The organism is Rhodophyticola sp. SM2404 (assembly GCF_053570515.1).
The window spans coordinates 118304-144413 of sequence record NZ_JBSEDL010000001.1 but is presented as its reverse complement, the minus strand read 5'-3'; the positions used below and the strand labels follow the sequence as shown (position 1 = coordinate 144413).

23 protein-coding genes and 1 riboswitch are annotated in these 26110 nt (G+C 56.9%); of the genes, 12 read left to right on the top strand and 11 right to left on the bottom strand.

Annotated elements, in window-relative coordinates; all coding sequences use genetic code 11:
* Positions 1-33: 33 nt before the first annotated feature.
* Entirely contained in the window at positions 34-396 is a 363-nt protein-coding gene (gene gcvH / locus ACTYEO_RS00700) for a glycine cleavage system protein GcvH (RefSeq protein WP_449321792.1), read from the bottom strand.
* Between the two features lie 21 nt (positions 397-417).
* Positions 418-1518 carry a glycine cleavage system aminomethyltransferase GcvT gene (gene gcvT / locus ACTYEO_RS00695; RefSeq protein WP_449321791.1) on the bottom strand — a complete coding sequence of 367 codons (1101 nt, stop codon included), beginning with the start codon at positions 1516-1518 and terminating at the stop codon, positions 418-420.
* A gap of 138 nt (positions 1519-1656) precedes the next feature.
* A riboswitch (glycine riboswitch) is annotated at positions 1657-1747 on the bottom strand.
* A gap of 74 nt (positions 1748-1821) precedes the next feature.
* Between gcvT and ACTYEO_RS00690 the strand changes: the two genes are divergently transcribed.
* Positions 1822-2397, top strand: a complete 576-nt coding sequence (locus tag ACTYEO_RS00690) for a gamma-glutamylcyclotransferase family protein (protein ID WP_449321790.1) — start codon at positions 1822-1824, stop codon at positions 2395-2397.
* Between the two features lie 44 nt (positions 2398-2441).
* Here the strand turns inward: ACTYEO_RS00690 and gltX are convergent, their stop codons facing one another.
* From gltX to ACTYEO_RS00675, 3 genes are all read right to left on the bottom strand, one after another.
* Complete coding sequence (gene gltX, locus ACTYEO_RS00685; RefSeq protein ID WP_449321789.1) at positions 2442-3764, bottom strand: glutamate--tRNA ligase; 1323 nt, start codon at positions 3762-3764, stop codon at positions 2442-2444.
* A 135-nt stretch (positions 3765-3899) separates the two neighbouring features.
* Positions 3900-5429 carry a cryptochrome/photolyase family protein gene (locus tag ACTYEO_RS00680; protein ID WP_449321788.1) on the bottom strand — a complete coding sequence of 510 codons (1530 nt, stop codon included), beginning with the start codon at positions 5427-5429 and terminating at the stop codon, positions 3900-3902.
* Complete coding sequence (locus ACTYEO_RS00675; RefSeq protein WP_449321787.1) at positions 5423-6091, bottom strand: SDR family NAD(P)-dependent oxidoreductase; 669 nt, start codon at positions 6089-6091, stop codon at positions 5423-5425. The genes ACTYEO_RS00680 and ACTYEO_RS00675 overlap by 7 nt, the downstream gene beginning before the upstream one ends.
* 276 nt (positions 6092-6367) lie before the next feature.
* Here ACTYEO_RS00675 and ACTYEO_RS00670 point away from each other — a divergent pair, with 276 nt between their 5' ends.
* From ACTYEO_RS00670 to ACTYEO_RS00640, 7 genes are all read left to right on the top strand, one after another.
* A complete protein-coding gene (locus ACTYEO_RS00670) occupies positions 6368-7930 on the top strand; it encodes a 2-isopropylmalate synthase (RefSeq protein WP_449321786.1) in 1563 nt (520 codons plus the stop codon).
* A 182-nt stretch (positions 7931-8112) separates the two neighbouring features.
* Entirely contained in the window at positions 8113-9153 is a 1041-nt protein-coding gene (locus ACTYEO_RS00665) for a rod shape-determining protein (protein WP_449321785.1), read from the top strand.
* A gap of 46 nt (positions 9154-9199) precedes the next feature.
* Positions 9200-10120: a rod shape-determining protein MreC gene (gene mreC / locus ACTYEO_RS00660; RefSeq protein ID WP_449321784.1), complete on the top strand. Its 921-nt coding sequence runs from the start codon at positions 9200-9202 to the stop codon at positions 10118-10120.
* A complete protein-coding gene (locus tag ACTYEO_RS00655) occupies positions 10117-10650 on the top strand; it encodes a rod shape-determining protein MreD (RefSeq protein ID WP_449321783.1) in 534 nt (177 codons plus the stop codon). Before mreC ends, ACTYEO_RS00655 begins: the two co-directional genes overlap by 4 nt.
* A complete protein-coding gene (gene mrdA / locus ACTYEO_RS00650) occupies positions 10647-12602 on the top strand; it encodes a penicillin-binding protein 2 (RefSeq protein WP_449321782.1) in 1956 nt (651 codons plus the stop codon). The genes ACTYEO_RS00655 and mrdA overlap by 4 nt, the downstream gene beginning before the upstream one ends.
* On the top strand, positions 12599-13738 hold the full coding sequence (gene rodA, locus ACTYEO_RS00645) for a rod shape-determining protein RodA (protein WP_449321781.1): 1140 nt from the start codon (positions 12599-12601) through the stop codon (positions 13736-13738). The genes mrdA and rodA overlap by 4 nt, the downstream gene beginning before the upstream one ends.
* A gap of 64 nt (positions 13739-13802) precedes the next feature.
* Positions 13803-14747 (top strand): 2-hydroxyacid dehydrogenase, encoded by a 945-nt coding sequence (locus ACTYEO_RS00640; protein WP_449321780.1) that lies wholly within the window; start codon positions 13803-13805, stop codon positions 14745-14747.
* A gap of 70 nt (positions 14748-14817) precedes the next feature.
* Here the strand turns inward: ACTYEO_RS00640 and odhB are convergent, their stop codons facing one another.
* The 6 genes from odhB to mdh all read right to left on the bottom strand — a co-directional run bounded on the left by odhB (position 14818) and on the right by mdh (position 23456).
* Positions 14818-16338, bottom strand: coding sequence for a 2-oxoglutarate dehydrogenase complex dihydrolipoyllysine-residue succinyltransferase (gene odhB / locus ACTYEO_RS00635; protein WP_449321779.1), 1521 nt, complete (start codon positions 16336-16338; stop codon positions 14818-14820).
* Positions 16339-16344: 6 nt separating this feature from the next.
* A complete protein-coding gene (locus ACTYEO_RS00630; protein WP_449321778.1) occupies positions 16345-19305 on the bottom strand; it encodes a 2-oxoglutarate dehydrogenase E1 component in 2961 nt (986 codons plus the stop codon).
* A 60-nt stretch (positions 19306-19365) separates the two neighbouring features.
* A complete protein-coding gene (sucD, locus tag ACTYEO_RS00625; protein ID WP_449321777.1) occupies positions 19366-20247 on the bottom strand; it encodes a succinate--CoA ligase subunit alpha in 882 nt (293 codons plus the stop codon).
* Positions 20248-20266: 19 nt separating this feature from the next.
* Positions 20267-20869, bottom strand: coding sequence for a succinyl-CoA synthetase subunit beta (locus ACTYEO_RS00620; RefSeq protein WP_449321776.1), 603 nt, complete (start codon positions 20867-20869; stop codon positions 20267-20269).
* 18 nt (positions 20870-20887) lie between these two features.
* Positions 20888-22081 carry an ADP-forming succinate--CoA ligase subunit beta gene (gene sucC / locus ACTYEO_RS00615; protein WP_449321775.1) on the bottom strand — a complete coding sequence of 398 codons (1194 nt, stop codon included), beginning with the start codon at positions 22079-22081 and terminating at the stop codon, positions 20888-20890.
* Positions 22082-22493: 412 nt separating this feature from the next.
* Positions 22494-23456 (bottom strand): malate dehydrogenase, encoded by a 963-nt coding sequence (gene mdh / locus ACTYEO_RS00610; protein ID WP_449321774.1) that lies wholly within the window; start codon positions 23454-23456, stop codon positions 22494-22496.
* 158 nt (positions 23457-23614) lie between these two features.
* Here mdh and ACTYEO_RS00605 point away from each other — a divergent pair, with 158 nt between their 5' ends.
* The 4 genes from ACTYEO_RS00605 to ACTYEO_RS00590 all read left to right on the top strand — a co-directional run bounded on the left by ACTYEO_RS00605 (position 23615) and on the right by ACTYEO_RS00590 (position 26109).
* A complete protein-coding gene (locus ACTYEO_RS00605; RefSeq protein ID WP_449321773.1) occupies positions 23615-24367 on the top strand; it encodes a sulfite exporter TauE/SafE family protein in 753 nt (250 codons plus the stop codon).
* A gap of 116 nt (positions 24368-24483) precedes the next feature.
* On the top strand, positions 24484-25350 hold the full coding sequence (locus ACTYEO_RS00600) for an HpcH/HpaI aldolase/citrate lyase family protein (RefSeq protein ID WP_449321772.1): 867 nt from the start codon (positions 24484-24486) through the stop codon (positions 25348-25350).
* A complete protein-coding gene (locus ACTYEO_RS00595; protein ID WP_449321771.1) occupies positions 25350-25901 on the top strand; it encodes an NnrU family protein in 552 nt (183 codons plus the stop codon). Before ACTYEO_RS00600 ends, ACTYEO_RS00595 begins: the two co-directional genes overlap by 1 nt.
* 4 nt (positions 25902-25905) lie before the next feature.
* Positions 25906-26109 carry a DUF1737 domain-containing protein gene (locus tag ACTYEO_RS00590; protein ID WP_449321770.1) on the top strand — a complete coding sequence of 68 codons (204 nt, stop codon included), beginning with the start codon at positions 25906-25908 and terminating at the stop codon, positions 26107-26109.
* Position 26110 lies beyond the last annotated feature (1 nt).

Genomic DNA, 26110 nt, shown 5'->3' with positions numbered 1-26110 from the left:
ACCCGCGCGCGAGGTCGCGCGCGGGGCGTTCACTCATTCACCGATGAGATCCTTGTATTCATCCTCGGTCATGTAATCGTCGATTACACCCATATCGACGGGCTTGATCTTGAAGAACCAAGCCTCGCCAGTCGGGTCATCATTGACGAGGCTGGGGTTGTCGATCAGCGCGTCATTAACCGCGACGACCTCACCATCGATTGGCGCCAGAATATCGGACGCGGCCTTCACCGACTCGATCACAACGATCTCGTCACCCTTGGCAACGGCCGTCTCCAATTCAGGCAATTCCACGAAAACAACATCCCCAAGCTGGGTGGCAGCATGTTCGGTGATGCCCACAATAACCAGATCACCATCCACCAGCAGCCATTCATGTTCTTCAGTATATTTCATCAGCGTAGTTCCCTCGAAGTGTTATCGTTTGTAAGTCGCTTTATGGAAGGGCAGCGGCACCTGCTTGGCAGGCAGACGCTTACCGCGCACCTCTCCATAAATAATGGCCTCAGGTGCAAGGCCCGCGTCAACCAAAGCCATCGCAATCGGATGCCCAACCGAGGGGCCGAAACCACCCGATGTCACAATACCGATCTGACTGCCGTCTTTTTCTGCATCGAACAAAGCCACGCCACCGCGCATCGGCGCACGGCCCTCGGGCACCAAGCCGATCCGTTTGCGTGCCGCGCCAGTGCTGCGCTCTGCCTCGATCCTGTCAGCCCCTGGATAACCCAAAGCCCGCTCCTCGCCCGCGCGGCGGACCTTGGAAATTGCCCAAGACATCCCCGCCTCAATTGGCGAAATCTCTTCACTCAAATCATTTCCATATAGCGGCAAGCCTGCCTCAAGACGCAGCGAATCCCGCGCGCCAAGTCCAACGGGCGCAACCTCTTCCATAGCCAAAAGCGCGCGCGCAAATGCATCTACGCTGGCAGCAGGCACCGATATCTCGAACCCGTCTTCGCCTGCATATCCCGAGCGTGAAACCCACAGCTCCGCCCCTTCCCAATCGGCCCTGAGCACATCCATAAAGCGCATCTCGGCTATCACGGGCAGCAAACGCGACAAAGCGGTCTCGGCCAAAGGCCCCTGAAGCGCCAAAAGCGCCCGATCCATAACCTCTACAACACCGCTCAAATGGGCGCGCAAATGTGCAAGATCATCCGCCTTGCGCGAGGCATTCACCACCAAGAACAAATCCTCGGCCCGCCGCGCGATCATCAGATCATCAATCACGCCGCCACTATCCGTTGTGAACAAGCCATAACGCTGCCGCCCAACCGCAAGGCCAAGCACATCGACTGGCACCAAGGCCTCCAAGGCAGCATCCTGATCCGAGGGTAGCAAAACCTGCCCCATATGGCTGACATCAAACAAACCCGCCTTCTCGCGCGTCCAAAGATGCTCACTCATGACACCTGCCGCATATTGCACAGGCATCTCATAGCCTGCGAAGGGCACGAATTTAGCACCCATTTCGGCATGGAGGTCTTTGAGGGGTAAGTTGATCAAATCAGCCATTCGTCACCTGTTTGGCACGGGCACGGCCCGGCATCGTTGCGCCGCGAAATCGCAGCCTTGCGATGCCCCCTCTGTCCTTTCGCCTGAGATCGTTATCCCGTCGGCGGACGCATAAACGCGCCTCTCTCCAGAGTTTGTTGATCCAGACAGGTCCTTTTGCCTGAGAGTTTACCGGGGCGGTTGCTCCTTCGGCCCTGACATAAATGCCAGCGTCTCCCTATCCAGATTGCAACAACATACCCATTCCAACCGCCCCGACAAGAGGCCTTGTGCAAAAACGACCCATAGGCCATCCCTAGCGGCATGAGCATTTTGAACCAATCGCCATTTTTCTTTGGATATGGCAGTCTTGTGAACCGTGCCACCCATGCCTATCCAAACGCCGCCCGCGCGCGCGTCATCGGCTGGGGGCGGGCGTGGAAGAAAACAAGCCTGCGCAAGGGCGCGTTTCTCACCGCCGTAGAAGCCCATGGGAGCGAGATCGAAGGCTTGATCGCAGCCGTGCCCGGTGCGGATTGGGCAGCGCTCGATGAACGAGAATTCGCTTATCACCGCCTGCCTGTCACAGACATAAGCCATGAGCATGACGGGTCTCTAAATGTCCAAATCTACCAAACCCGCCCCGATCTCGAGGTCGAGAATTCAGATCCGCATCCCATCCTTCTCAGCTATCTCGATGTCGTCGTGCAAGGCTATCTCAAAGAATTCGGCCAAGATGGCGCCATGCGCTTTTTCGAGACGACAACAGGCTGGGACTGCCCGATCCTCAATGACCGCAGCGCGCCGCTCTACCCACGCCACCAAATCCTGAGCACCACCGAGACGGGCTTCATTGATGACCGCTTAAAAGAAATCGGCGCGGAGTATATCCGCGCCTGATCCTATCTTTGCTTCAAAAATACTTCCGCCGGAGGCGGCTGTCTTCACAAGCTCGGCTTCTTTTGCAAAAGCACCATTACATCAGCCATTTCGGGCCCGCGCTCCAAGCCCGTCACAGCTTTGCGCAAAGGCATGAACAAACCCTTGCCCTTGCGGCCTGTCGCCTCTTTCACCGCAGTGGTCCATGCGCCCCAAGTCTCGGCATTAAAGGGTGGCTCGGGCAACATATCAAATGCTTGCGCAACAAAAGCTTGGTCTTCTTCCGCCACCAAAGGTTTCGCTCCGTCACGAAACAAGGCCCACCAATCCGGCAAGTCGTTCAAGGTGGTGATGTTCTCGCGTGTCACATTCCAAAATGTCGCCGCCAACTCCTGCGGAACCCCCAAGGCCGAGACCTGCTCGGCAACCGCCTCAAGCGGAAGCGACCCGAGATAGCGCCCTGTCAGGGGGTAAAGGTCATCCACGTCAAATTTTGTCGGCGCCGAGCCGAAATGCGACAGATCAAACCCTTCGGCCAATTCATCAACCGAACCCACAAGCTCAATAGGCTGCGATGATCCGATCCGCGCCATATGGCTCAGCAGTGCGGCAGGCTGAACGCCCGCCTCGCGCAGATCGCGCAAGGACAGCGTGCCAAGCCGCTTGGACAGTGCTTCGCCTTGCGGGCCTGTCAAAAGCGAATGATGCGCGAAGGAAGGCGCGGAAAACCCGAGCGCTTCCATGATCTGGATTTGCGTCGCGGTATTGGTCACATGGTCCGAGCCACGCACCACATGGGTGATCCCCATATCTGTGTCATCCACAACCGAGGCGATGGTATAGAGCACCTGCCCGTCTGCGCGGATCAATACAGGGTCCGAGACACTGGCCGCATCAATCGAGATCGACCCCAGAATGCCATCTTCCCATTCAATCCGCTCCTGATCGAGCAGGAAACGCCACACACCTTGACCACGCTCAGCGCGCAGCGCGTCTTTTTCCGCATCTGTCAGCTTGAGCGCGGCCCTGTCATAAACAGGTGGCTGCCCCATATTGAGCTGCTTTTTCCGCTTCAGGTCCAACTCGGTCGGTGTCTCGAAGGCCTCGTAAAAGCGGCCCTTTTCGCGCAGCTCATCGGCTGCCGCGGCGTAACGGTCAAGCCGTGTCGATTGGCGCTCAATCCTGTCCCATGTTATCCCCAACCATTCGAGGTCTTCCTGAATGGCATCCGCATATTCCTGCTTGGAGCGCTCCTGATCCGTATCATCAAGACGCAGGATAAATTGCCCCCCCGCCTTTTTCGCGATCAGATAGTTGAACAAGGCAGTACGCAGATTGCCGACATGGATAAAACCTGTCGGCGATGGGGCAAAGCGGGTGACGGTCATGGTCCGGATCTCCAAATCTCAAGCGCTTCGTTTTTCATAGCATGCCCGAATTGTCCATATCGCCCTAGCCGTTCTGGACCTCCGATGGTCCAGCGGCCAAATCAGATGCGGCGCATTGGACCGAAAAACAAAACCCTAAACGCGTTCGGCTTTATCCAAACGGTCCAGAAACTGCGCTGCCGATTGCAAATATTCAGCGCGCTTATCGGAATCGATACGGTCCCATGTGCGGTACATCTGGGCCATGCGCGGGTTCTTTTCGAACCTGTCGCGATGGCGGTCCAGAAAATTCCAGTAAAGGTAGTTGAAAGGGCAGGCCCTCTCGCCCGTCTTCTCGGCCACCTCATAGGCACAGGATCCGCAGTAATCCGACATTTTCTTGATGTAGTTGCCGCCCGAGACATAGGGTTTGGAGCCTACAATCCCGCCATCTGCAAACTGACTCATCCCGATGACATTCGGGGCCTCGACCCATTCATAGGCATCCGCATAAACCGCCAGATACCATTCATGCAGTTGAAACGGATCAACCCCCGCCAAAAGCCCGAAATTGCCCGTGACCATGAGGCGCTGGATATGGTGCGCATAGGCCTCGTCGCGGGTTTGCTCCACGGCTTTTGAGATACACAGCATATCCGTCTCGGCCGTCCAGTAGAATGCGGGCAAAGGTTTGTCATGGGACAGGGTGTTGCGCTTGATATAGTCAGGCCCCTCACGGAAATAGATGCCGCGCATATATTCGCGCCACCCGATAACCTGCCGAATAAACCCCTCGACCGCATTGATCGGGGCATGGTCGTTTTCCAATGCCTGCGCGGCCGCCTCGCAGACCTCCTGCCACGTCAGCAGACCCGCATTAAGATACATCGAAATCACCGAATGGTAGAGAAAGCGGTTATCGCGCAGCATTGCATCTTGAAAATCACCAAATCGCGGGAGTGCCAAGCGAATGAAATGATCCAGAGCTTTCAAGACTTGGTCGCGATCCGTGCCGAACCAGAATGGACGCAAGGTGCCGAAATTCTGGCCGAACCGCGCCTCGACCAGATCAAGCACCTCTTGCACAACCTCATCTGGTTCAAACTGCAAAGGGCCATCAAAACCGATCTCGTCAGGGGCAGGTTTGCGGTTGTCATGGTCAAAGTTCCACTTTCCACCTGCAGGCTTCCCCTCCTCCATCAAGAGCCCCGTTTTGCGCCGCATCTCGCGGTAGAAAAACTCCATCCGCAATTCTTTGCGGCCCTCGGCCCAATCCTCAAACTCCTTATGCGAGCATAAGAACCGATCATCGGGGAATTGATGAACAGGGATCGGGCAATCCTCCAATGCCGAGATCACCCGCCATTCTCCCGGCTCAGTGGCCAGCACCTCCGATGCACCGCTCGCCTCAGCCGCACGCAGCAGCTCGCCAGTGATCGAGCCACTATTGCCCTTATCATCCAGCTTTGTGTATCGAACCTGCCACCCAGCCTCTTCCAGCCTTTTGGCGAATTTGCGCATGGCGGCGAAAAGGAAGGCGATCTTTTTGGGGTGATGCGGCACATAAGAAGCCTCATCGGCCACCTCGGCCATCACAACGATATCGCTCGATTTGTCTGCTTCACGCAGCGCGCTTATCTGCTGGGATAATTGATCCCCCAAGATCAGGACAAGGCGCGTCACCACGGTACCACCTTTCCCGCCCAATCAAAGAATTGGCCCGATTGCGCGGGCGTCAAACCCTCCATGACATTCGCCAGATGCGCTGCGGCCTCGGCGGGCTCAACGGCGGGGTGGCGGCCAAGATATTTCTGGGTAAAGGCGGTTTTTACCGTGCCTGGATGCAGGGCCACCACAATGGCTTGCTTATGCGAACGCGCCAATTCGATCGCTCCCCCATGCACGATCTGGTTCACCGCTGCCTTCGCCGCGCGGTAGGAATGCCACCCCCCCATACGATTATCCCCAATGGACCCCACGCGCGCAGACAGAACCGCAAATACCGCGCGCCTATCCTTTGCCAGCAAGCGCGCGCCATGCTTGAGGCAGAGCGCAGGCCCGACGGCGTTTAAAGCAAACTGGTCCATCATTGCCTTAGCCGTGATCTGCTTGAGCGCCTTTTCAGGGGCCGCGCCATCGATTTCTAAAGCACCCGTTGCCACCATGATCAGATCGAACGCGCCCTCTATTGCATCAAAAGCCCTTTGCAGGTTGTCTTCATCCGTCACATCCAGCCCCGTGCCAGATCGCGACAGGCCGACAACCTCCCAACCCAGTGCTTCATAATGCGCCACCAAGGCGCGCCCGATTCCGCCTGAGGCGCCGATGATCAATGCTCGTTGTGTCATCACGAGCCAGCTAGCAGCGATTTGCGCCGCGTCAACGCCCGTGAAAGCGCCTGTGCAAAAAGGGGGTTTTCAAACAGCATACCTTGCGCAATATTCGCGCCCATGATGACGCAACGCCATATCACGACCCTTACCGCCCTTCAGGCGGCTCTTGGCCTGCGCGCACTACTGCTTCTTAGCCGCCTCTGAGCGTGCCATTCGGCGCGACCGCTCAGGGGAGGAAGTAGCGCCGAAAATCACCTCAGACCTTCACGGCTAAGACCAAGGATCAAACCTATGACCAACAAGAACAAAGTGTTGATTTTCGACACAACCCTGCGCGATGGCGAGCAATCCCCCGGCGCAACCATGAGCCATGACGAAAAGCTCGAGATCGCCGCGCTGCTCGATGAGATGGGTGTCGATATCATCGAAGCGGGCTTCCCGATTGCCTCGGAAGGCGATTTCGCAGCCGTCTCGGCGATTGCACAGCAATCCCAAAACTCGACCATCTGCGGCCTCGCGCGCGCCAATTACAAAGATATCGACCGCTGTTGGGAAGCTGTGAAGCTCGCGAAAAGCCCGCGCATTCATACCTTTATCGGAACCTCACCCCAGCACCGCGCCATCCCGAACCTGAGCATGGATGAAATGGCCGAGCGTATCCATGACACCGTCACCCATGCGCGCAACCTGTGTGACAACATTCAGTGGTCGCCCATGGATGCAACGCGAACAGAATGGGATTACCTGCGCCGCGTTGTGGAAATTGCCATCAAGGCAGGTGCCACCACCATCAATATCCCCGATACAGTGGGCTATACCGCACCGCGTGAAAGTGCTGCTTTGATCGCGCGGTTGATCGCCGAGGTTCCGGGTGCTGATGATGTGATCTTCGCCACTCATTGCCATAATGACCTTGGCATGGCGACCGCGAATGCCTTGGCCGCCGTTGAAGGTGGCGCACGCCAGATCGAATGCACCATCAATGGTCTTGGCGAGCGCGCGGGCAATACCGCGCTGGAAGAGGTCGTGATGGCGCTCAAGACGCGCAATGACATCATGCCGTTCCATACGGGCATCGACACGACCAAAATCATGCATATCTCGCGCCGTGTTTCGACCGTGTCGGGCTTTGCGGTTCAATTCAACAAGGCGATTGTCGGCAAGAATGCCTTTGCGCATGAATCTGGCATCCATCAGGATGGCATGCTGAAATCAGCCGATACATTCGAGATCATGCGCCCCGAAGATGTGGGTCTGTCAGGCACATCGCTGCCTTTGGGCAAACATTCGGGGCGGGCAGCTTTGCGTGCCAAGCTCAAGGAATTGGGCCATGACATGATCGACAACCAACTCAATGACCTGTTTGTGCGCTTCAAAGCTCTGGCGGATCGCAAGAAGGAAGTCTTTGACGATGATTTGATCGCCTTGGTCACCGATGCCGGTGCTGGCGATGCCTCGGATCATCTGGAGTTGAAATTCCTTCGCGTCATTTGCGGCACCGAAGCACCCCAATCAGCCGATCTGACCCTACGCATCGGCGAGAAGGAGCATCAGGTGACCGCGCAAGGTGATGGCCCCGTGGACGCGGCTTTCAACGCCGTCAAAGCCTTGTTCAAGCATGATGCGCGCCTTCAACTCTACCAAGTGAATGCTGTGACCGAAGGCACGGATGCCCAAGCCACGGTTTCGGTCCGCATGGAAGAAGAGGGCCGCATTGCAACGGGCCAATCGGCCGATACCGATACGGTCGTGGCCAGCGTGAAGGCCTATATCAACGCGCTCAACCGACTGATCCTGCGCCGCGAAAAAGCGGGATCAGATGCCAAGGAAGTGTCCTATAAGGATGCGGGCTAAGCAAATGAAGCGTCGGGGCCGCCTAGGGCCCCGACGCTTTTGTGGTATTTCCAAGCAATATTACGCTGGTAGCCCGCGCCAACGCCCTTTACCTTAGGGGATACGCCTGCCTATATGCGGGCCGGTTTGGGTGTCTCGAGTCTTGGTGCGCCCTCTAATGAATGTAGTAGGAGCCAACACGTATGGCCTTGGGATTTGGCAGCCTTTTTTCCGCTGATATGGCGATCGACCTCGGTACCGCGAACACGCTTGTTTATGTGCGTGGCAAAGGTGTCGTGCTGAATGAACCTTCGGTTGTTGCATACCAGGTCAAAGATGGTGTGAAAAAGGCTTTGGCCTTTGGCGAAGATGCGAAATTGATGCTGGGTCGTACACCCGGCTCCATTCAGGCCATCCGCCCGATGCGCGATGGTGTGATCGCGGATTTCGACGTTGCTGAGGAAATGATCAAACACTTCATCCGCAAGGTCCATAAACGCACCACCTTTACCAAGCCAAAAATCATTGTCTGTGTGCCCCATGGTGCGACCCCCGTTGAAAAGCGGGCGATCCGTCAGTCGGTTCTCTCGGCTGGCGCGCGCAAGGCGGGTTTGATTGCCGAACCGATTGCAGCGGCGATCGGCGCGGGCATGCCCATTACTGACCCAACGGGCAGCATGGTTGTCGATATCGGTGGTGGTACGACCGAGGTGGCGATCCTGTCTTTGGCTGATATCGTTTATGCACGTTCGGTGCGCGTGGGTGGTGACCGCATGGATGAGGCGATTATCTCCTATCTTCGTCGCCAGCATAACCTGCTGATCGGCGAAGCCACGGCTGAACGGATCAAGACCACAATCGGCACAGCCCGTATGCCCGATGACGGGCGCGGCAGCTCGATGATGATCCGTGGCCGTGACCTGCTCAATGGTGTGCCCAAGGAAACAGAAATCAATCAGGCGCAAGTCGCAGAAGCGCTCGCCGAACCCGTGCAGCAGATTTGCGAAGCGGTGATGAGCGCGCTTGAAGCTACCCCACCCGATCTTGCAGCAGATATCGTGGATCGCGGCGTTATGCTGACAGGCGGCGGCGCTTTGCTGGGTGAGTTGGACCTTGCCCTGCGCGAGCAAACTGGCCTGAGCATTTCCGTCGCTGACGAGAGCCTCAATTGTGTGGCACTTGGCACAGGCAAGGCGCTGGAGCATGAAAAACTGCTGCGCCACGCGATCGATTACGACAGCTGATCTCAATGGGCCGCGTCAGCGGTCCAGCTTCAACGCAAGGGTGTGAATGGCACGGGAACGCAGCGATCAAAGCCTTGCCCGCCCCGTCAGACGTCTGATGGTCGGCGTTCTTGCCCTATGTCTTATTCTACTGGTCCTTCTATGGCGCATCGATAATGCGCGGGTTGAGCGTATCCGCGCCGCAATCCTCGATCGTTTTGTGCCCAATATGGAATGGGCCATGGCACCGGTGACAAGTGCGGGACGCATGATTGATGATTTCCAATCCTATGCGCGTCTCTATGAACAAAACGACCAGCTTCGCCGTGAATTGCAGCAAATGCGGGCTTGGCGTGAGGCCGCCATCCAATTGGAGCAGGAAAACGCCCGATTGCTGGACCTCAACCGCGTTCAACTCGACCCTGAGCTGACCTTTATCACAGGAATTGTTCTGGCTGATTCAGGCTCTCCTTTCCGCCGCTCGGTCCTCCTGAATGTCGGAGAGCGTGATGGCATTCTCGATGGTTGGGCCACGATGGACGGGCTTGGTGTTGTTGGGCGCATCTCAGGCGTGGGCGCGCGCACATCGCGGGTTTTGCTGCTCACGGATTCCAACAGCCGTGTGCCGGTGACTGTGCAGCCCTCGGGCCAGCAGGCCATCTTGATGGGCGATAATACCCTCGCGCCCGTGATGGAATTTCTTGAAACACCCGAAGATATCTCGGCAGGCGACAGGATTGTGACCTCGGGCGATGGCGGGTTGTTTCCACCCGGTTTGTTGATTGGTCAGGTCGCCATCACCCCCGACCGCCGCGTTCGCGCGCGCCTCTCGGCTGATCTTTCGCGGCTGAATTTCTTGCGGGTGATGCGCAGTTATCAAAGCAATGAAGTCACTGATCCAGGCTCGCTGATCGGCCCGCCATGGCCGCCAGAGCCAAGCTTAAGCGCGCCTGAGGACATCGTGGAAACGGGTGAGTTGGAAGAATGATCACGAAGTCCAGCCAACATCTATGGACCTATCGGGCGCTTTTTCTTGGCCTTTGCCTTCTCATCATCACAGCAAAAATCCTGCCCATTACACTTGATCAGGGACGCTTGCCTTCTCCTGACATTCTGCTTGCCGTGACCCTTGCATGGCTTTTGCGTCAGCCCTCAGCAGTGCCTGTTCTATCTATTGTGATTGTGTTTTTGCTTGCTGACTTTTTGTTGCAGCGCCCCCCTGGTCTCTGGACCCTGTTGGTTCTGCTGGTCTCGGAAGGTCTCAGGCGTAAGCGGGCGCAGATGACCGAGTTTCCCTTCCTCGTGGAATGGGGCCTGTTTGCAGTGGCCGTCTTCGCCCTGATCTTGATGAACAGGATCGCGCTATTTGTCCTTTTCGCCGAGACCGACAGGCTTGGAATTTCGCTCGCTCATGGGATTGTGACCGTGGGGATATACCCTGTGGTTGTTGCCCTCTCGAAATATGGCTTGGGATTGCGTAAATTGCGCCCGACAGAAACCGAGAGCAAACCCACATGAAGCAAAACCCCAAAGATCTGGAGGACAGCGCCAAGACGATCTCTCGGCGTGCGCTCTTCGTGGGGGGCTTGATGGCAACCACCGGCATCGTGCTGGGGGGCAGGATGCGCTATCTTCAGGTTGAGCGTGCTGATGACTTCCGCCTTTTGGCCGAAGAAAACCGCATCAATATCAGGCTTCTTCCCCCTGCCCGTGGTCAGATATATGATCGCAATGGGGTGCTGCTGGCCGATAATGAACAGAATTACCGCATCACCATGGTGCGCGAAGATGCAGGCGATGTTGATCTTGTCCTGTCGCGGCTATCCCAGACCGTCAATCTTGATCTGGAGCGGCTGGATCGCGCCCGTGAAGAAATGATGGCCCGCCCGCCTTTCGTACCCGTGACCATCGCTGACAGGCTGACATGGGATGAGTTGTCCGCAGTGGCTGTCAACGCACCTGCCTTGCCAGGCATTACGCCTGAAATGGGTCTGAGCCGCGTCTACCCGCGAGATACCGATTTTGCCCATGTTATCGGCTATGTCGGCCCCGTCTCAGATTACTATCTCGACACCACTGGCGACACCGACCCTGTCCTGCAAATCCCCGATTTCCAAGTTGGGCGCTCCAATATCGAGGCCCGCATGGAGAGAGCCTTGCGCGGTCGCGCAGGTACCAAACGCGTCGAGGTGAATGCCGCGGGCAGAACAATGCGAGAGTTGGATCGGATCGAGCCAATTTCAGGGGCCGATTTGCAGCTGACCATCGATGCGGCGCTGCAAAACTATTCCGAGGCCCGTCTAGCTGGTGAAAGCGCGGGCGCTATAATTATGGATGTCCAGAATGGGGATATCCTGTCGCTGGCCTCTGCCCCCACATATGACCCGAACCTCTTTGTGCGCGGGATATCAACGACCGCATGGAACGGTTTGAACGAAGATATCTACCGCCCATTGGCGAATAAAGCGACGCAGGGCCTCTATCCACCGGGCTCCACATACAAAATGGTCGTGGCGCTTGCAGCCCTTGAAGCGGGCGTCATCACGCCTGAGGAAACCATTCCTTGCACAGGCTTTGTTGAAGTGGCCGAACGGCGCTTCCATTGCTGGCGTCGCAGCGGGCATGGCGCGGTGAATTTGCTCACAAGCATCGAGCAATCTTGTGACTGCTATTACTATGAGCTGGCACAACGCACAGGGATCGAGGCCATCTCCGCAATGGCTGTTCGGTTTGGCTGCGGCGTGCGGCATGATTTGCCATTATCCGGCATCGCCACGGGCCTTGCGCCAACCATGGCGTGGAAACGCGAAAACCGTGATGCGTCTTGGGTGGTGGGCGACACGCTCAATGCCTCCATCGGGCAGGGCTTTGTTCTCTCCTCACCCCTGCATCTGGCGGTGATGACCGCGCGTATTGCGACAGGCCGCACCATCACCCCAAGGATCATTCGCGCCATTGATGGCGTTGAACAACCCATCGAGGGTGGTGAGGATATGGGCCTCAACCCTGCCCATTTCGACCTGATCCGCGAAGGCATGTACCGCGTGAACAATAGCGGACGCGGTACAGCCTTTGGCAGTCGTGTGCCCAGCGCGGAATATACGATTGCGGGCAAAACGGGCACCTCTCAGGTGCGCAACATCACAGCCGCCGAACGCGCACGCGGTGTAACCCGCAACGAAGACTTGCCATGGGAACGGCGCGACCACGCGCTTTTTGTGGGCTATGCGCCTTATGACAACCCGCGATATGCCTGTTCGGTGATTGTCGAGCATGGTGGCGGCGGGTCAACGGCTGCCGCGCCAATCGCGCGTGATTTGCTGCTTCGCGCACAGGTCGGGGATATTCCTCCTGCAGAACTCTACCCAAGCAACCAGCGCCAAAGCTACCAAGACATGATCGACAATATGGAGCTGCGCCCGGTTGAACCTGTCCCTGAGGGACCCAGCAGCGGAAGCAGCCGCGCATGAGTTTTCTGGAATACAGCCTGAAGACCATGCCGCGGGGGATCACCAAGGTCCTCTATATGAATTGGGCCTTGATCCTGTTGCTCTGCGCGGTGTCGGGCGTTGGCTTCATGATGCTTTATTCCGTGGCAGGCGGCTCCATGTCGCCATGGGTAGAGCCGCAATTGCAACGCTTCGGCATTGGAATGGCGATCATGTTCATCGTTGCGATGGTGCCGATTTATTTCTGGCGAAACGTATCGGCGCTGGCCTATGCCTTTTCAATTTTGTTGCTGCTCTATGTGGAATTCTTTGGAACAGTCGGTATGGGCGCACAACGCTGGATTGATCTAGGCTTCATGCGCCTTCAGCCTTCGGAATTGACCAAGATCACCCTCGTGATGCTGATGGCCTCCTATTACGACTGGCTGGATGTCAAAAAGAAATCCCACCCGCTCTTTGTGTTGCTCCCTCTGCTGATCATTGCCTTGCCCGTCTTTCTGACGCTGCGCCAGCCCGACCTCGGCACGGCTCTCTTGCTGTTTTTGGGTGGTGGTGCGGTCATGTTTGTAGCCGGCGTTCATTGGGCCTATTTCGGTGCTGTTATCGCCGCAGGCGTCGGCACGGTTGCTGCTGTGTTCACATCCCGCGGGACGCCGTGGCAGCTTCTGCAGGATTATCAGTATCGGCGGATCGACACCTTTCTTGATCCAAGCCAAGATCCGCTTGGTGCAGGCTATCACATCAGCCAAAGCCAGATCGCGCTTGGCTCGGGCGGGCTGACGGGGCGCGGCTTTATGGAAGGCACGCAAAGCCGCCTGAACTTTCTGCCCGAGAAACATACAGACTTTATCTTCACAACCTTGGCCGAGGAATTCGGGTTTGTCGGGGCGGTCTCGCTACTTGTGCTCTACCTCCTGATTTTGGCTTTCAGTATCTCGACAGCCCTTCAAACCAAGGATCGCTATGCCTCGCTTCTGACGCTTGGCATCGCGGTTAGTTTCTTTCTCTATTTTGCGGTCAATATGGCGATGGTCATGGGGCTTGCGCCTGTGGTGGGTGTGCCCCTGCCCTTGGTCTCTTACGGCGGCTCGGCGATGCTGGTGCTGTTGGCGGCTTTCGGTCTGGTCCAATCGGCCCATATCCACCGCCCCCGCTGACCCCCCCTTTTGCAAGGGCGACCGCTCTGCTAGCCCTCGTTTATGTAACCTCAAGGAGCCGCCCATGTCGTCCCGCCCTATCATCCTCTTTGCTGCAAAGGCTGAACGCTGGACAGAATATGAAGCGCCGCTGCGCGCTGCTCTTGAGGCGGCCGATCTGGGGCATGCCCATCTGACCACTGAAGCCGCACCTGAAACCGTCGACTACATTGTCTATGCGCCTAATTCAGGCCTGACAGATTTCGCCCCTTTCACCCGCCTCAAAGCCGTTCTGAACCTTTGGGCTGGGGTTGAGGATGTTGTGGGGAACCCCACGCTGTCAGCCCCCCTTGCAAGGATGGTCGATAGTGGTTTGACCGAAGGCATGGTGGAATGGGTAACGGGCCATGTCCTGCGCCATCATCTGGGGATGGACACTCATATCCTTGGACAAGACGGCATCTGGCGCTCTGAGAGCGTCCCGCCCCTTGCCCGTGACCGCCATGTTGCGATCTTGGGTCTTGGCGAATTGGGTGAGGCCTGCGCCAAAGCCTTGGTTGCGTTGAATTTCAACGTCTCGGGCTGGTCCCGCAGCCCCAAGATGATTGACGGCGTTACAAGCTATCATGGGGCGGACGGGCTTGATGACATCTTGGCCAAAGCCGAAATCACCGTGCTGCTTTTGCCCAAAACCCCTGCAACCGAGAATACTTTGGACGCAAAGCGCCTTGCCCAAATGCCCAAAGGGGCCGTTATCATCAACCCGGGCCGTGGGCCCTTGATTGAGGACGAGGCCTTGCTGGCCGCGCTCACATCGGGGCAGATCGGCCATGCCACCTTGGATGTGTTCCGGACCGAGCCTTTGCCCGCAGATCACCCCTATTGGTCCCATCCCAATGTGACCGTGACCCCGCATATCGCCTCGGCAACTCGGACGGGCACGGCCTCAAAGGTGATTGTCGAAAACATCAGGCGTGGTGAGGCCGGCGAGGATTTCTTGCATCTGGTCGACCGCAAAGCGGGTTATTGATCCATACATAAGAAAACCCCGCCAAGCTTGCGCCAGACGGGGTTTTTATTGGTTGGGGTAGCTCTCTGGATTACAGATCCATCAGCAAGCGCCGTGGGTCTTCCAAAGCTTCCTTAACACGAACGAGGAAGGTCACAGCGCCTTTGCCATCAACGATCCGGTGGTCATAGGACAGCGCCAGATACATCATCGGGCGGATCACAACCTGACCATTGATCGCCATTGGGCGGTCCTGAATTTTATGCATGCCAAGGATACCCGATTGTGGCGGGTTCAAAATCGGCGAGGACATGAGCGAGCCATAGACACCGCCATTCGAGATGGTGAATGTGCCGCCCTGCATTTCAGCCATGGACAGCTTGCCGTCACGGGCGCGTTTGCCCTTCTCAGCAATGGCTTTCTCGATATCAGCAAAGGACAAGGCATCTGCATCACGGATGACTGGCACCACAAGGCCAGTCGGCGTGCCCGCCGCAATACCCATATGGACGAAGTTCTTGTAGACGATATCAGTGCCATCAATCTCGGCATTGACCTCAGGCACTTCGCGCAGCGCATGGACGCAGGCCTTGGTGAAGAAGGACATAAAGCCCAGTTTCACACCATGCTTCTTCTCGAAGAGGTCTTTGTACTCTTTGCGCAGCGCCATCACCTCGGTCATATCGACCTCGTTATAGGTGGTCAGCATTGCTGCTGTGTTCTGGCTATCCTTGAGGCGCTTGGCGATTGTCTGGCGCAGACGCGTCATCTTCACGCGTTCCTCGCGCGAGGCGTCCTCGGCGGCAACAGGGGCACGGGGTGCCGCTGCAGGCGCAGCTGCCGCCGCGGGTGCCGCCATCGCTTTCATCACATCTTCTTTCATGATCCGACCATCCTTGCCCGAGCCTTGAACTTGATCTGCGCTCAACCCTTTTTCCGCCATCAGCTTCTTGGCCGAAGGCGCATCCTCAACGTCACGTCCGCCAGCCGCAGGAGCGGCAGCCTGTGCAGCAGCAGGCGCTGCCGCCTCGGCCTTTGGCGCAGCAGCACCAGCAGCACCGCCAGCAATCACCGCCAGCTTCGCGCTTGCATCAACCGTGCTGCCCTCAGCCGCTACGATTTCAGTCAAAACACCCGTTGCAGGCGATGGAACTTCGACCGAGACCTTATCCGTTTCCAACTCGCAGAGCATCTCGTCTTGCGTGACGCTATCACCGACCTGTTTGAACCATGTCGACACTGTTGCTTCGGTCACGGATTCGCCAAGTGTTGGCACCATCACATCAACCGATTTGGCGTCAGCGGCCGCTGCAGCAGCGGGCGCTGCATCCGCTTTGGCAGGTGCTGCCTTGGCAGGAGCGGCAGTAGCAGCGCCACCTTCGCTCAAAGTTGCCAAAAGCGCGTCAACGCCGACTGTCTCACCCTCTTGGGCCACGATCTCCCCCAAGGTGCCAGCAGCAGGGGAAGGCACTTCAACCGTGACTTTATCGGTTTCCAGCTCGCATAGCATTTCATCCACAGCAACCGCATCGCCGGGCTGTTTGAACCATGTCGCAACCGTCGCTTCGGTTACACTCTCGCCCAATGTGGGCACGCGCACTTCAATCGACATTTTCTCTTATCCTTTAATCGTCAACGCGTCGTTCACGAGCGCGCTTTGTTGTGCTTTGTGCATTGATGCCAAGCCAGTGGCAGGAGAGGCAGACGCCACACGACCCACATAAGCAGGGCGTTTATGGGTGGCGCCAATACGGGTCTGAACCCATTCAATATTGGGTTCGACAAAGGACCAACCACCTTGGTTCTTGGGTTCTTCCTGACACCAGACAACCTCGGCCTGCTTGAACCGTTCCATTTCCTTCATCAACGCCATGGCGGGGAAAGGATAGAATTGCTCAAGACGCATCAGATATATGTCATCAATCCCGCGGGCATCACGTTCCTCGAGAAGGTCGTAATAGACCTTGCCCGAGCAGATCACTACGCGCTTGATCTTATCATCCGCCACCAGCTTGGTTTCGGAATGGCCATATTGCGCATCATCCCAGAGAACACGGTGGAAGGACGACCCCGTGGTGAACTCCTCCGCCTTGGACACGGCCAGCTTGTGACGCAGCAAGGATTTCGGTGTCATCAACACCAAAGGCTTGCGGAATGTGCGGTGGATCTGGCGGCGCAGAATATGGAAGTAATTCGCGGGCGTCGTGCAATTTGCAACGATCCAGTTGTCCTGACCACACATCTGCAAGAAACGCTCAAGCCGTGCCGAAGAGTGCTCAGGCCCTTGGCCTTCAAAACCATGCGGCAGCAGCATCACAAGGCCCGACATCCGCAACCATTTGCTTTCGCCTGAGGAAATGAACTGGTCGAACATGATTTGCGCGCCATTGGCGAAATCGCCGAATTGCGCTTCCCACATGACCAGCGCGTTCGGCTCGGCCAGCGAATAACCATATTCAAACCCGAGCACGGCATATTCCGAAAGCATCGAGTCGATGACCTCGTATTTTGCCTGCCCCTCGCGAACATTATTGATAGGGTAGTAACGCTCTTCCGTGTCTTGATCGATCAAGCCCGAATGACGCTGGCTGAATGTGCCGCGGGTTGAATCCTGACCGGCAAGCCGCACGGGATAGCCCTCGGTTGCCAGCGAGCCAAAGGCCAAAGCCTCGGCCGTGGCCCAATCAAAGCCCTCGCCCGTGTCGAACATCTTGCGCTTTGTCTCAAGCAAGCGCGTAACGGTCTTATGGAGGTTATACCCTTCAGGTGCAGTGCTCAGCGCGCGTCCGACCTCTGCCATGGTCTCGGGCTTGATGGCGGTTTCACCACGCTGGTATTCCTCGCCCTCACGGTTGAGATGCGACCAGCGCCCATCCAGCCAATCGGCCTTATTGGGTTTGTATTCCTTGCCTGCCTCAAACTCTTCGTTGAGATGCGACTGGAACGCGGCCTTCATATCCTCGATCTCGCCCTCGGGGATAAGACCGTCTTTGACCAAGCGCTCGGTATACAGTTGCAGCGTGGTTTTCTGCTTCTTGATCCGCTTATACATGACCGGATTGGTGAACATGGGCTCATCGCCCTCATTGTGACCAAAGCGGCGGTAGCAGAAGATATCCAGAACAACGTCTTTGCCGAATTTCTGGCGGAACTCGGTCGCAACGCGTGCAGCATGAACCACCGCTTCGGGGTCATCGCCATTCACGTGGAAAATCGGTGCTTCAACCATCAAGGCGATATCCGTTGGATATGGCGAGGAGCGGCTGAAATGCGGCGCCGTCGTAAAGCCGATCTGGTTGTTTACGATGATATGGATCGTGCCGCCTGTGCGGTGGCCGCGCAGGCCCGACAGGCCAAGCCCCTCGGCCACAACGCCTTGGCCCGCGAATGCCGCATCACCATGCAAGAGCACACCCATAACCTGCTGGCGTTCCTTATCGCCAAGCTGGTCCTGCTTTGCGCGCACCTTGCCCAGAACAACTGGGTTCACAGCCTCGAGATGGCTTGGGTTCGCAGTCAAAGACAGGTGGACGGTATTGTCATCAAAGGTGCGGTCGCTCGAGGCGCCCAGATGGTATTTCACATCGCCCGATCCGTCGACATCCTCGGGCTTGAATGAGCCACCTTGGAATTCATTGAAGATCGCGCGGTAGGGTTTGCTCATCACATTGGCCAAGACGCTAAGACGGCCACGATGCGGCATGCCGATGATGATCTCTTTCACACCAAGCGCACCGCCGCGTTTGATGATCTGTTCCATCGCGGGGATCAGCGCTTCACCACCATCAAGGCCGAAACGCTTGGTTCCCATATATTTCACATGCAGGAATTTCTCGAAGCCTTCCGCCTCGACCAATTTATTCAGGATCGCCTTACGACCTTCGCGGGTAAAGGCGATTTCCTTGCCATAGCCCTCGATCCGCTCCTTGAGCCAGCTTGCCTGCTCAGGGTCGGAGATATGCATATATTGCAGCGCAAAAGTGCCGCAATAGGTGCGCTTCACGATATCAACAATCTGCCGCATCGAGGCCATTTGCAGACCAAGCACATTATCGATGAAAATCGGGCGATCCATATCGGCATCGGTGAAGCCGTAGGATTTCGGATCAAGCTCGGGATGCGGGGTTTGGGCGCTCAGGCCGAGCGGGTCAAGGTCGGCCACAAGATGGCCACGAATACGATAGGCACGAATGATCATCAGCGCACGGATGGAATCGAGCACAGCGCGCTGGATTTGCTGATCGGTCAGCTCAACGCCCTTCTCGGCCGCTTGTGCGCGGATTTTGGTCTCGGCGCCTTTTACTTCGGCTTTCGCCTCGGCCCATTCACCCGTCAGGGCAGAGGTCATCTCATCGGCAGGCTGGGGCGGCCAGTCGGTGCGCGACCATGTTGGCCCCGCCGCTTCGGCTTTGGCGTCTTGGGGTGTATCACCCAAGGCCGCGAAGAAATCCCGCCACTGCTCATCGACCGCATTCGGGTCTTCGGCATAGCGTGCATAGAGTTGCTCAAGATATTCCGCGTTATGGCCCTGCATAAAGCTGGAGGCGTGGAACAGGTCGTTGGAGCTTTGATCCGTCATGGGTGCACCCGAGATGATTTAAGTCCCGCGCGAAGCCATCCCCGCGCGGGTGTGTTTGATTTAGCCAATAGCTTTGAGGACAGCCTCACCAAGCGATGCGGGGCTTTCTGCCACCACGATCCCTGCGGATTTCATCGCTTCGATCTTGTCTTCTGCACCACCTTTGCCGCCTGCAACGATCGCACCAGCATGGCCCATGCGGCGACCGGGAGGGGCCGTGCGGCCCGCGATGAAGCCAGCGGTTGGCTTCCAGCGGCCCTTCTTGCGCTCATCAGCCAAGAACTGTGCAGCTTCTTCTTCAGCCGAGCCACCGATCTCACCGATCATGATGATGCTTTGCGTCTCTGGATCAGCAAGGAACATCTCCAAGACGTCGATATGCTCGGTGCCCTTGATGGGGTCGCCTCCGATGCCGACAGCCGTGGATTGGCCAAGGCCTGAATCCGATGTCTGCTTTACCGCCTCATAGGTCAGCGTGCCCGAACGCGACACAACACCGACCGAGCCACGCTTGTGGATATGGCCAGGCATAATGCCGATTTTGCAGGCATCAGGTGTGATAACGCCAGGGCAGTTTGGCCCGATCAGGCGTGATTTCGACCCTTCGAGGGCGCGCTTCACCTTCATCATGTCCAGCACAGGAATGCCTTCGGTGATGCAGATGATCAGCTCCATCTCGGCGTCAATCGCTTCAAGGATCGAGTCAGCCGCGAAGGGGGGCGGCACATAGATCACCGATGCGTTTGCTTCGGTGACATGCTTGGCCTCATGGACCGAGTTGAACACGGGCAGGTCCAGATGGGTTTGACCACCTTTGCCTGGCGTCACACCACCAACCATCTTCGTGCCATAAGCAATGGCTTGCTCGGAATGGAAGGTGCCTTGGCTGCCGGTAAAGCCTTGGCAGATCACTTTGGTATTCTCGTCAACGAGTACGGCCATGTGCCTGTTCCTCTGTTTGTTATTCGTCGGACGGCGTCAGCCGTTCCACAAAGATGAAAGTCTCGGTGCCGTCCTGATACGGGCGCGTGCCCGCATGGACCACGGCAACGCGGTTCGGGTTAAGCTGACGGGCGGCGAGAAGCTCGGTGCCCGCAAGCGGAGTGTAGGTGTCAGGTAAAGGGGCTTGCATCACGATGCCTTCCGCAGCCAGACCGCCAATCGCGGCCTCAGCAGCCAGCGCCGCAAAGGAGCCATCGAAAGCAATCTCGCAGCGACGGTCGGTTCCAGCGGTTACCGCACGACCAGTGGCAGGGGAAATCTCGACATTGGAGAAGGGCCTGAGATCGTAGAAATCGATCCGAACCTCGTCCATCGCCAAACGCTCCTGCGCCAGATCGGCGGTCAGAAAAGGGCTAAAGCAATTCTGCGCAAAACGTTGCACAGCTTGCTCGGCCACATTCTGGGTGACGGTCTGTGATGCTTCGGCACGGGCTTGCCCCAAGGCCAACAGCACAAACACGGCAATCGCTACAAGATGCAGCGCCGCCCACAGCCCGATCCCCCGAGAGGGATGCGACTGGCTGGGGGCCGCTTTTGCCATTGTCTGTGTACGCTGGTTCATGAGGCGCGCCATAGGCCGTTACCCTTTAACCGCTTTCACGATCTTTTCGGCACCGTCCTTGAGGTCATCGGCGGCAATCACATTGAGGCCAGAGCTGCGGATGATCTCCTTGCCCTTCTCAACATTCGTACCTTCAAGGCGCACAACAAGCGGCACCTCAAGCCCGATCTCCTGCACGGCAGCAATCACGCCCTCGGCGATGATGTCACAGCGCATGATGCCGCCAAAGATATTCACGAGGATGCCTTTAACGTTCGGATCACTGGTGATGATCTTGAAAGCCTCGGTCACCTTCTCTTTGGTCGCGCCGCCGCCAACATCAAGGAAGTTCGCAGGCTCGGCCCCGTACAGCTTGATGATATCCATCGTCGCCATCGCCAGACCCGCACCATTCACCATGCAACCGATCTCGCCATCCAAGGCGATATAGTTGAGGTCGAATTTCGACGCGGCGAGTTCTTTGGGGTCTTCTTCCGTTTCGTCACGAAGGGCTGCGATATCGGCATGGCGGTAGACCGCGTTGCCGTCAAAACCAACCTTGGCGTCCAGCACCTTGAGGCTACCCTCATCGGTGACGATCAGCGGATTGATTTCCAACATCTCCATGTCCTTCTCGACGAAGGCTTTATAGAGAAGGCCCATCAAAGCCACACATTCTTTGACCTGCTTGCCTTCCAGCCCGAGGGAGAAAGCGACGCGGCGACCATGGAACGCCTGATAGCCGGACGCGGGATCAACACTGAAGCTGAGGATTTTCTCAGGTGTCGACGCGGCGACCTCTTCGATATCCATGCCACCTTCTGTGGAACATACGAAAGACACGCGGCTTGTCTGGCGATCAACCAGAAGTGCGAGATACAATTCGCGCTCAATGCCCGAGCCGTCTTCGATATAGATGCGGTTAACCTGCTTGCCCGCAGGACCCGTCTGATGCGTCACAAGCGTGCGGCCAAGCATCTTCTTGGCCTCTTGGGCTGCTTCCTCAACCGATTTGGTGAGGCGCACGCCGCCCTTTTCGCCTGCATCGGCCTCCTTAAAGGAACCCTTGCCGCGACCGCCAGCATGGATCTGAGCTTTCACAACCCAGAGAGGGCCGTCCATCTCACCTGCTGCTGTTTTGGCTTCTTCAGCTTTCATTACGACGCGGCCATCACTGACCGGAGCGCCATATTGGCGAAGCAATGCCTTCGCCTGGTATTCATGAATGTTCATGAAACTGTCCCGTTTTGGTGTCGTTCAAATGTGTCTAAGCACGAGTTCATCACGATAATAAACGGATATTTATCGCAGATTATAGCTTTTGGCGAAAATTCCTACATTTGTGATCACAGTTGAAAAAGGTGTGATCACAAATTTTTGGCCTTAATATTCCCGTAAGTACCCCACCTCCCAGCCCATCCAAGGGGCGGGCGACTCACCTCTGGGTTGCTTGACCAACGATCCAGAACATAAATTCGGTGGCCAATACCTCACTCCGAACCCTGCCCCAACCGAAAGGCCGATGCACATTCGGCATGCTTGTGAGCAGGTTCGGGCAAACCACACCCATTTCCGTCAAGCCGCAGAACAAAAAACGCGCCCCTGATTAGGAGCGCGTTTTCCGAATTCTTCCGATCAAGCGTGATCAGCTCAGGCTTGGGTCAATCGCTTTACACGCATCCACAAGGCCTTTGACCGCTTCGACCGAGTTGTCGAACATGGATTGCTCGTCCTTGGTCAGCTTGATCTCGACGATACGCTCGATACCGCCTGCGCCGATCACTGTTGGCACACCAACATACATCGACTTCAGGCCAAACTGGCCCTCGCAATAGGCCGCACAAGGCAGCACGCGCTTTTGATCCTTGAGGAAAGCTTCCGCCATTTCGATCGCGGATGTCGCAGGCGCATAAAACGCCGAGCCTGTTTTCAGCAGCCCGACGATCTCGGCACCGCCATCACGGGTGCGCTGAACAATTGCATCAAGCTTGTCCTGCGTGGTCCAGCCCATCTCGATCAGGTCAGGCAAAGGAATACCCGCAACTGTCGAATAGCGCACAGAAGGCACCATCGTGTCACCATGGCCGCCCAGAACGAAGGCTGTGACGTCTTTCATCGACACGTCGAATTCTTCGGCAAGGAAATGACGGAAACGGGCAGAGTCGAGAACACCCGCCATGCCGCAGACCATGTTATGCGGCAGGCCCGAGAATTCGCGCAGCGCCCATACCATCGCATCAAGCGGGTTGGTGATGCAGATCACGAATGCATTGGGCGCATGATCACGGATGCCTTCGCCGACCGATTTCATAACCTTCAGGTTGATGCCCAAAAGGTCGTCACGGCTCATGCCGGGCTTGCGTGGAACACCTGCGGTTACGATGCAGACATCGGCGCCTGCGATATCCGCATAGGAGGTCGTGCCCTTCAGCTTGGCGTCGAATTTCTCGGACGGGCCGGATTCGGCGATGTCGAGGGCTTTACCTTGCGGGGTGCCATCAGCGATGTCGAAAAGGACGACGTCGCCCAGTTCCTTGAGCGCGGCGAGATGAGCGAGTGTGCCGCCAATCTGTCCTGCGCCAATAAGTGCAATCTTGGGTCTGGCCATGAGATGTGTCTCCGGATCCGGTGTTGATTATCGAGCGAGGCCTAGCCGCAGTGCAGCGTTCGTGCAAGAGAAGCCTGAGCAAAGCAATGGCACAGTTGGCGCTAGCAACGCTGTCAAAACCTTGTAAAACAGAGCAAAATAGCCAAAGGGATAAAACCATGCTTGAAGGCTGGGTCTGGGTAATTGCGGCCATTGCTGTGCTTTTGGCGGGAATTTCCAAGGGCGGATTCGGCTCAGGCGTGGCTTTTGCCAGCTCCGCGATTCTCGCAATTGTCATCGAACCCGCTATTGCTTTGGCGCTTATGTTGCCGCTTTTGATGCTGATCGATGTGGCATCCCTCAAGCCTTATTGGGGTAAATGGCATGCGCCTTCGGTTAAGGTTCTTATCCTCGGCGGCATTCCCGGAACGGCGCTTGGCGCGGCTCTGTTCACGGTTGTATCGGCTGATTTCATTCGCGTTCTGATCGGTGCCGTCGCCCTTGGCTTCCCCATCTTCCAACTGGCCCGTGCGCGCGGCTGGCTTTCCCCCAAACCCCGCGCTTTTAATGCGCGCAGCGGATTTCTGGCAGGAATTGCAGCGGGCTTCACCAGTTTCATCAGCCATGCCGGCGGCCCGCCCATGGCTGTTTTCATGCTCTCGCAGGAGGGGATTGGCAAAACCAGCTATCAGGCCAGCACTGTCATCGTGTTCTGGATCATCAATATGATGAAATTCGTGGTCTATGCGATGATCGGCATTTTTTCATGGCAAATCCTAGGAACCGCCACTTTGCTAGCCCCGTTTGCCCTGCTTGGCACCTATATAGGCGTGCGTGCGCATCACCTCATCCCTGAGCGGCTTTTCTTTGGGCTGACCTATGTGATGTTGGTGCTGACAGGCCTCAAGCTGATTTGGGACGGGCTGGCCTGAAAATGTGTGCGACATAATATTTCGCAAAAATCCACAAAATTGGAACTTGCGTTCGCGCGCATTGATGTGCTTTCTGCAGCGCAACACGAATACTCTCTATAAAAGGCCCATCCTTCATGGCTTTGACCTCACGCCCCTATCGCTCGGTTCTTTATATCCCCGCCTCGAAAGAGCGCGCCTTGGAAAAAGCCAAGGGGTTGCCAACCGATGCGATTATTTTCGATCTCGAAGATGCCGTGGCCCCTGACGAAAAGCCGAATGCGCGGGCCTTGCTTGCTGAAACGCTCACGCTTGGTGGGTTCGCGCCGCGTGCGCAGCTTGTGCGGATCAACGCGCTTGATACCGAATGGGGTGCGGATGATCTGGCAAGCAATGCAGCGGTAGGACCCGAGGCGATCCTGCTTCCCAAGGTGAACAACGCCAAGGATATCGAGGCATTGGCCCGCCTGCTTGATGCATATCCTGCCGCAAAAGACACTAAAATCTGGGCGATGATGGAAACACCTCAAGGTATCCTGAATGCTGCCGAAATCGCGGGGGCGCCGCGCATGGAAGGCTTTGTGATGGGAACCAATGATCTGGCCAAGGATTTGGGCGCGCGCAATCGCGCTGCGATGCTAACGGCCTTGCAACATTGCCTGCTTGCGGCACGGGCCTATGGCATTCTTTGCATCGACGGAGTGTTCAACGCCTTCAAAGACGAAGACGGCCTGCGCGCCGAATGCGTGGAAGGGCGCGACTGGGGGATGGATGGCAAAACCCTGATCCACCCCGCGCAGCTTGAGATTGCCAATCAGGCCTTTGCCCCGTCCAATGCCGAGATCGACCTCGCGCGTCGCCAGATTAGCGCCTATGAGACAGCCATCGCGCAAGGGCAGGCCGTTGCCGTTGTCGATGGCAACATCGTTGAAAACTTGCACATCGAGACTGCACGCGCCACGCTCGCGAAAGCTGAAGCAATTGCAGAACTGGAGTCTGTCTGATGGGCTATCCCTTACTAATCCTCGGCGTGGCGGTTTTCGCCCTCGCCCATTTGTTCAAACGCCTCGCGCCCGCGCGCCGTGCAGAAATGGGCAATTCAGGAAGAATAATCGTCACAATCGCGATGTTTTCAGGCATCATCTTGATGGTGATCGGATATCGCGCGGCCCCTGTCGTCCAACTCTGGAACCCGCCGCAATTCCTCAACCACGTCAACAACCTGCTGATGCTGATTGCATTCTGGTTCTTCGCCCTCTCGGCCATTCCAGGAACCATGTCGGCGCGGATCAGGCATAAACAGCTTACCGCCCTCAAGACATGGGCGATTGCGCATTTGCTGGTGAATGGCGACCTCGCATCGCTGATCTTGTTCGGCGGATTGCTGGCTTGGGCCGTTTTCTCCGTCATCAAGATCAAAAGAGCCGAGCCTGAATGGGAGCGTCCCGCCAATGCCTCGGTCAAGAACGATATTATCGCCTTGGGCGTCGCTGTCGTTGTGATGGGGCTGGTCGGCTATATTCACGGGCTTCTTGGATACCCAGTTTTCGGATAATCACATGAAAATCTATCGCCTATTGACCGAGGATGACACCTCGGCCTTCTGCCACAAAGTCTCCGAGGCGCTCAGCAAAGGTTGGGAGCTATATGGCACCCCGACATATGCGTTCGATTCAGCACGCGGTGTGATGCGCTGCGGGCAGGCTGTGACAAAGGATGTCGAGGCGGAATATTCCCCCGACATGAAACTGGGGGCGCAATAAC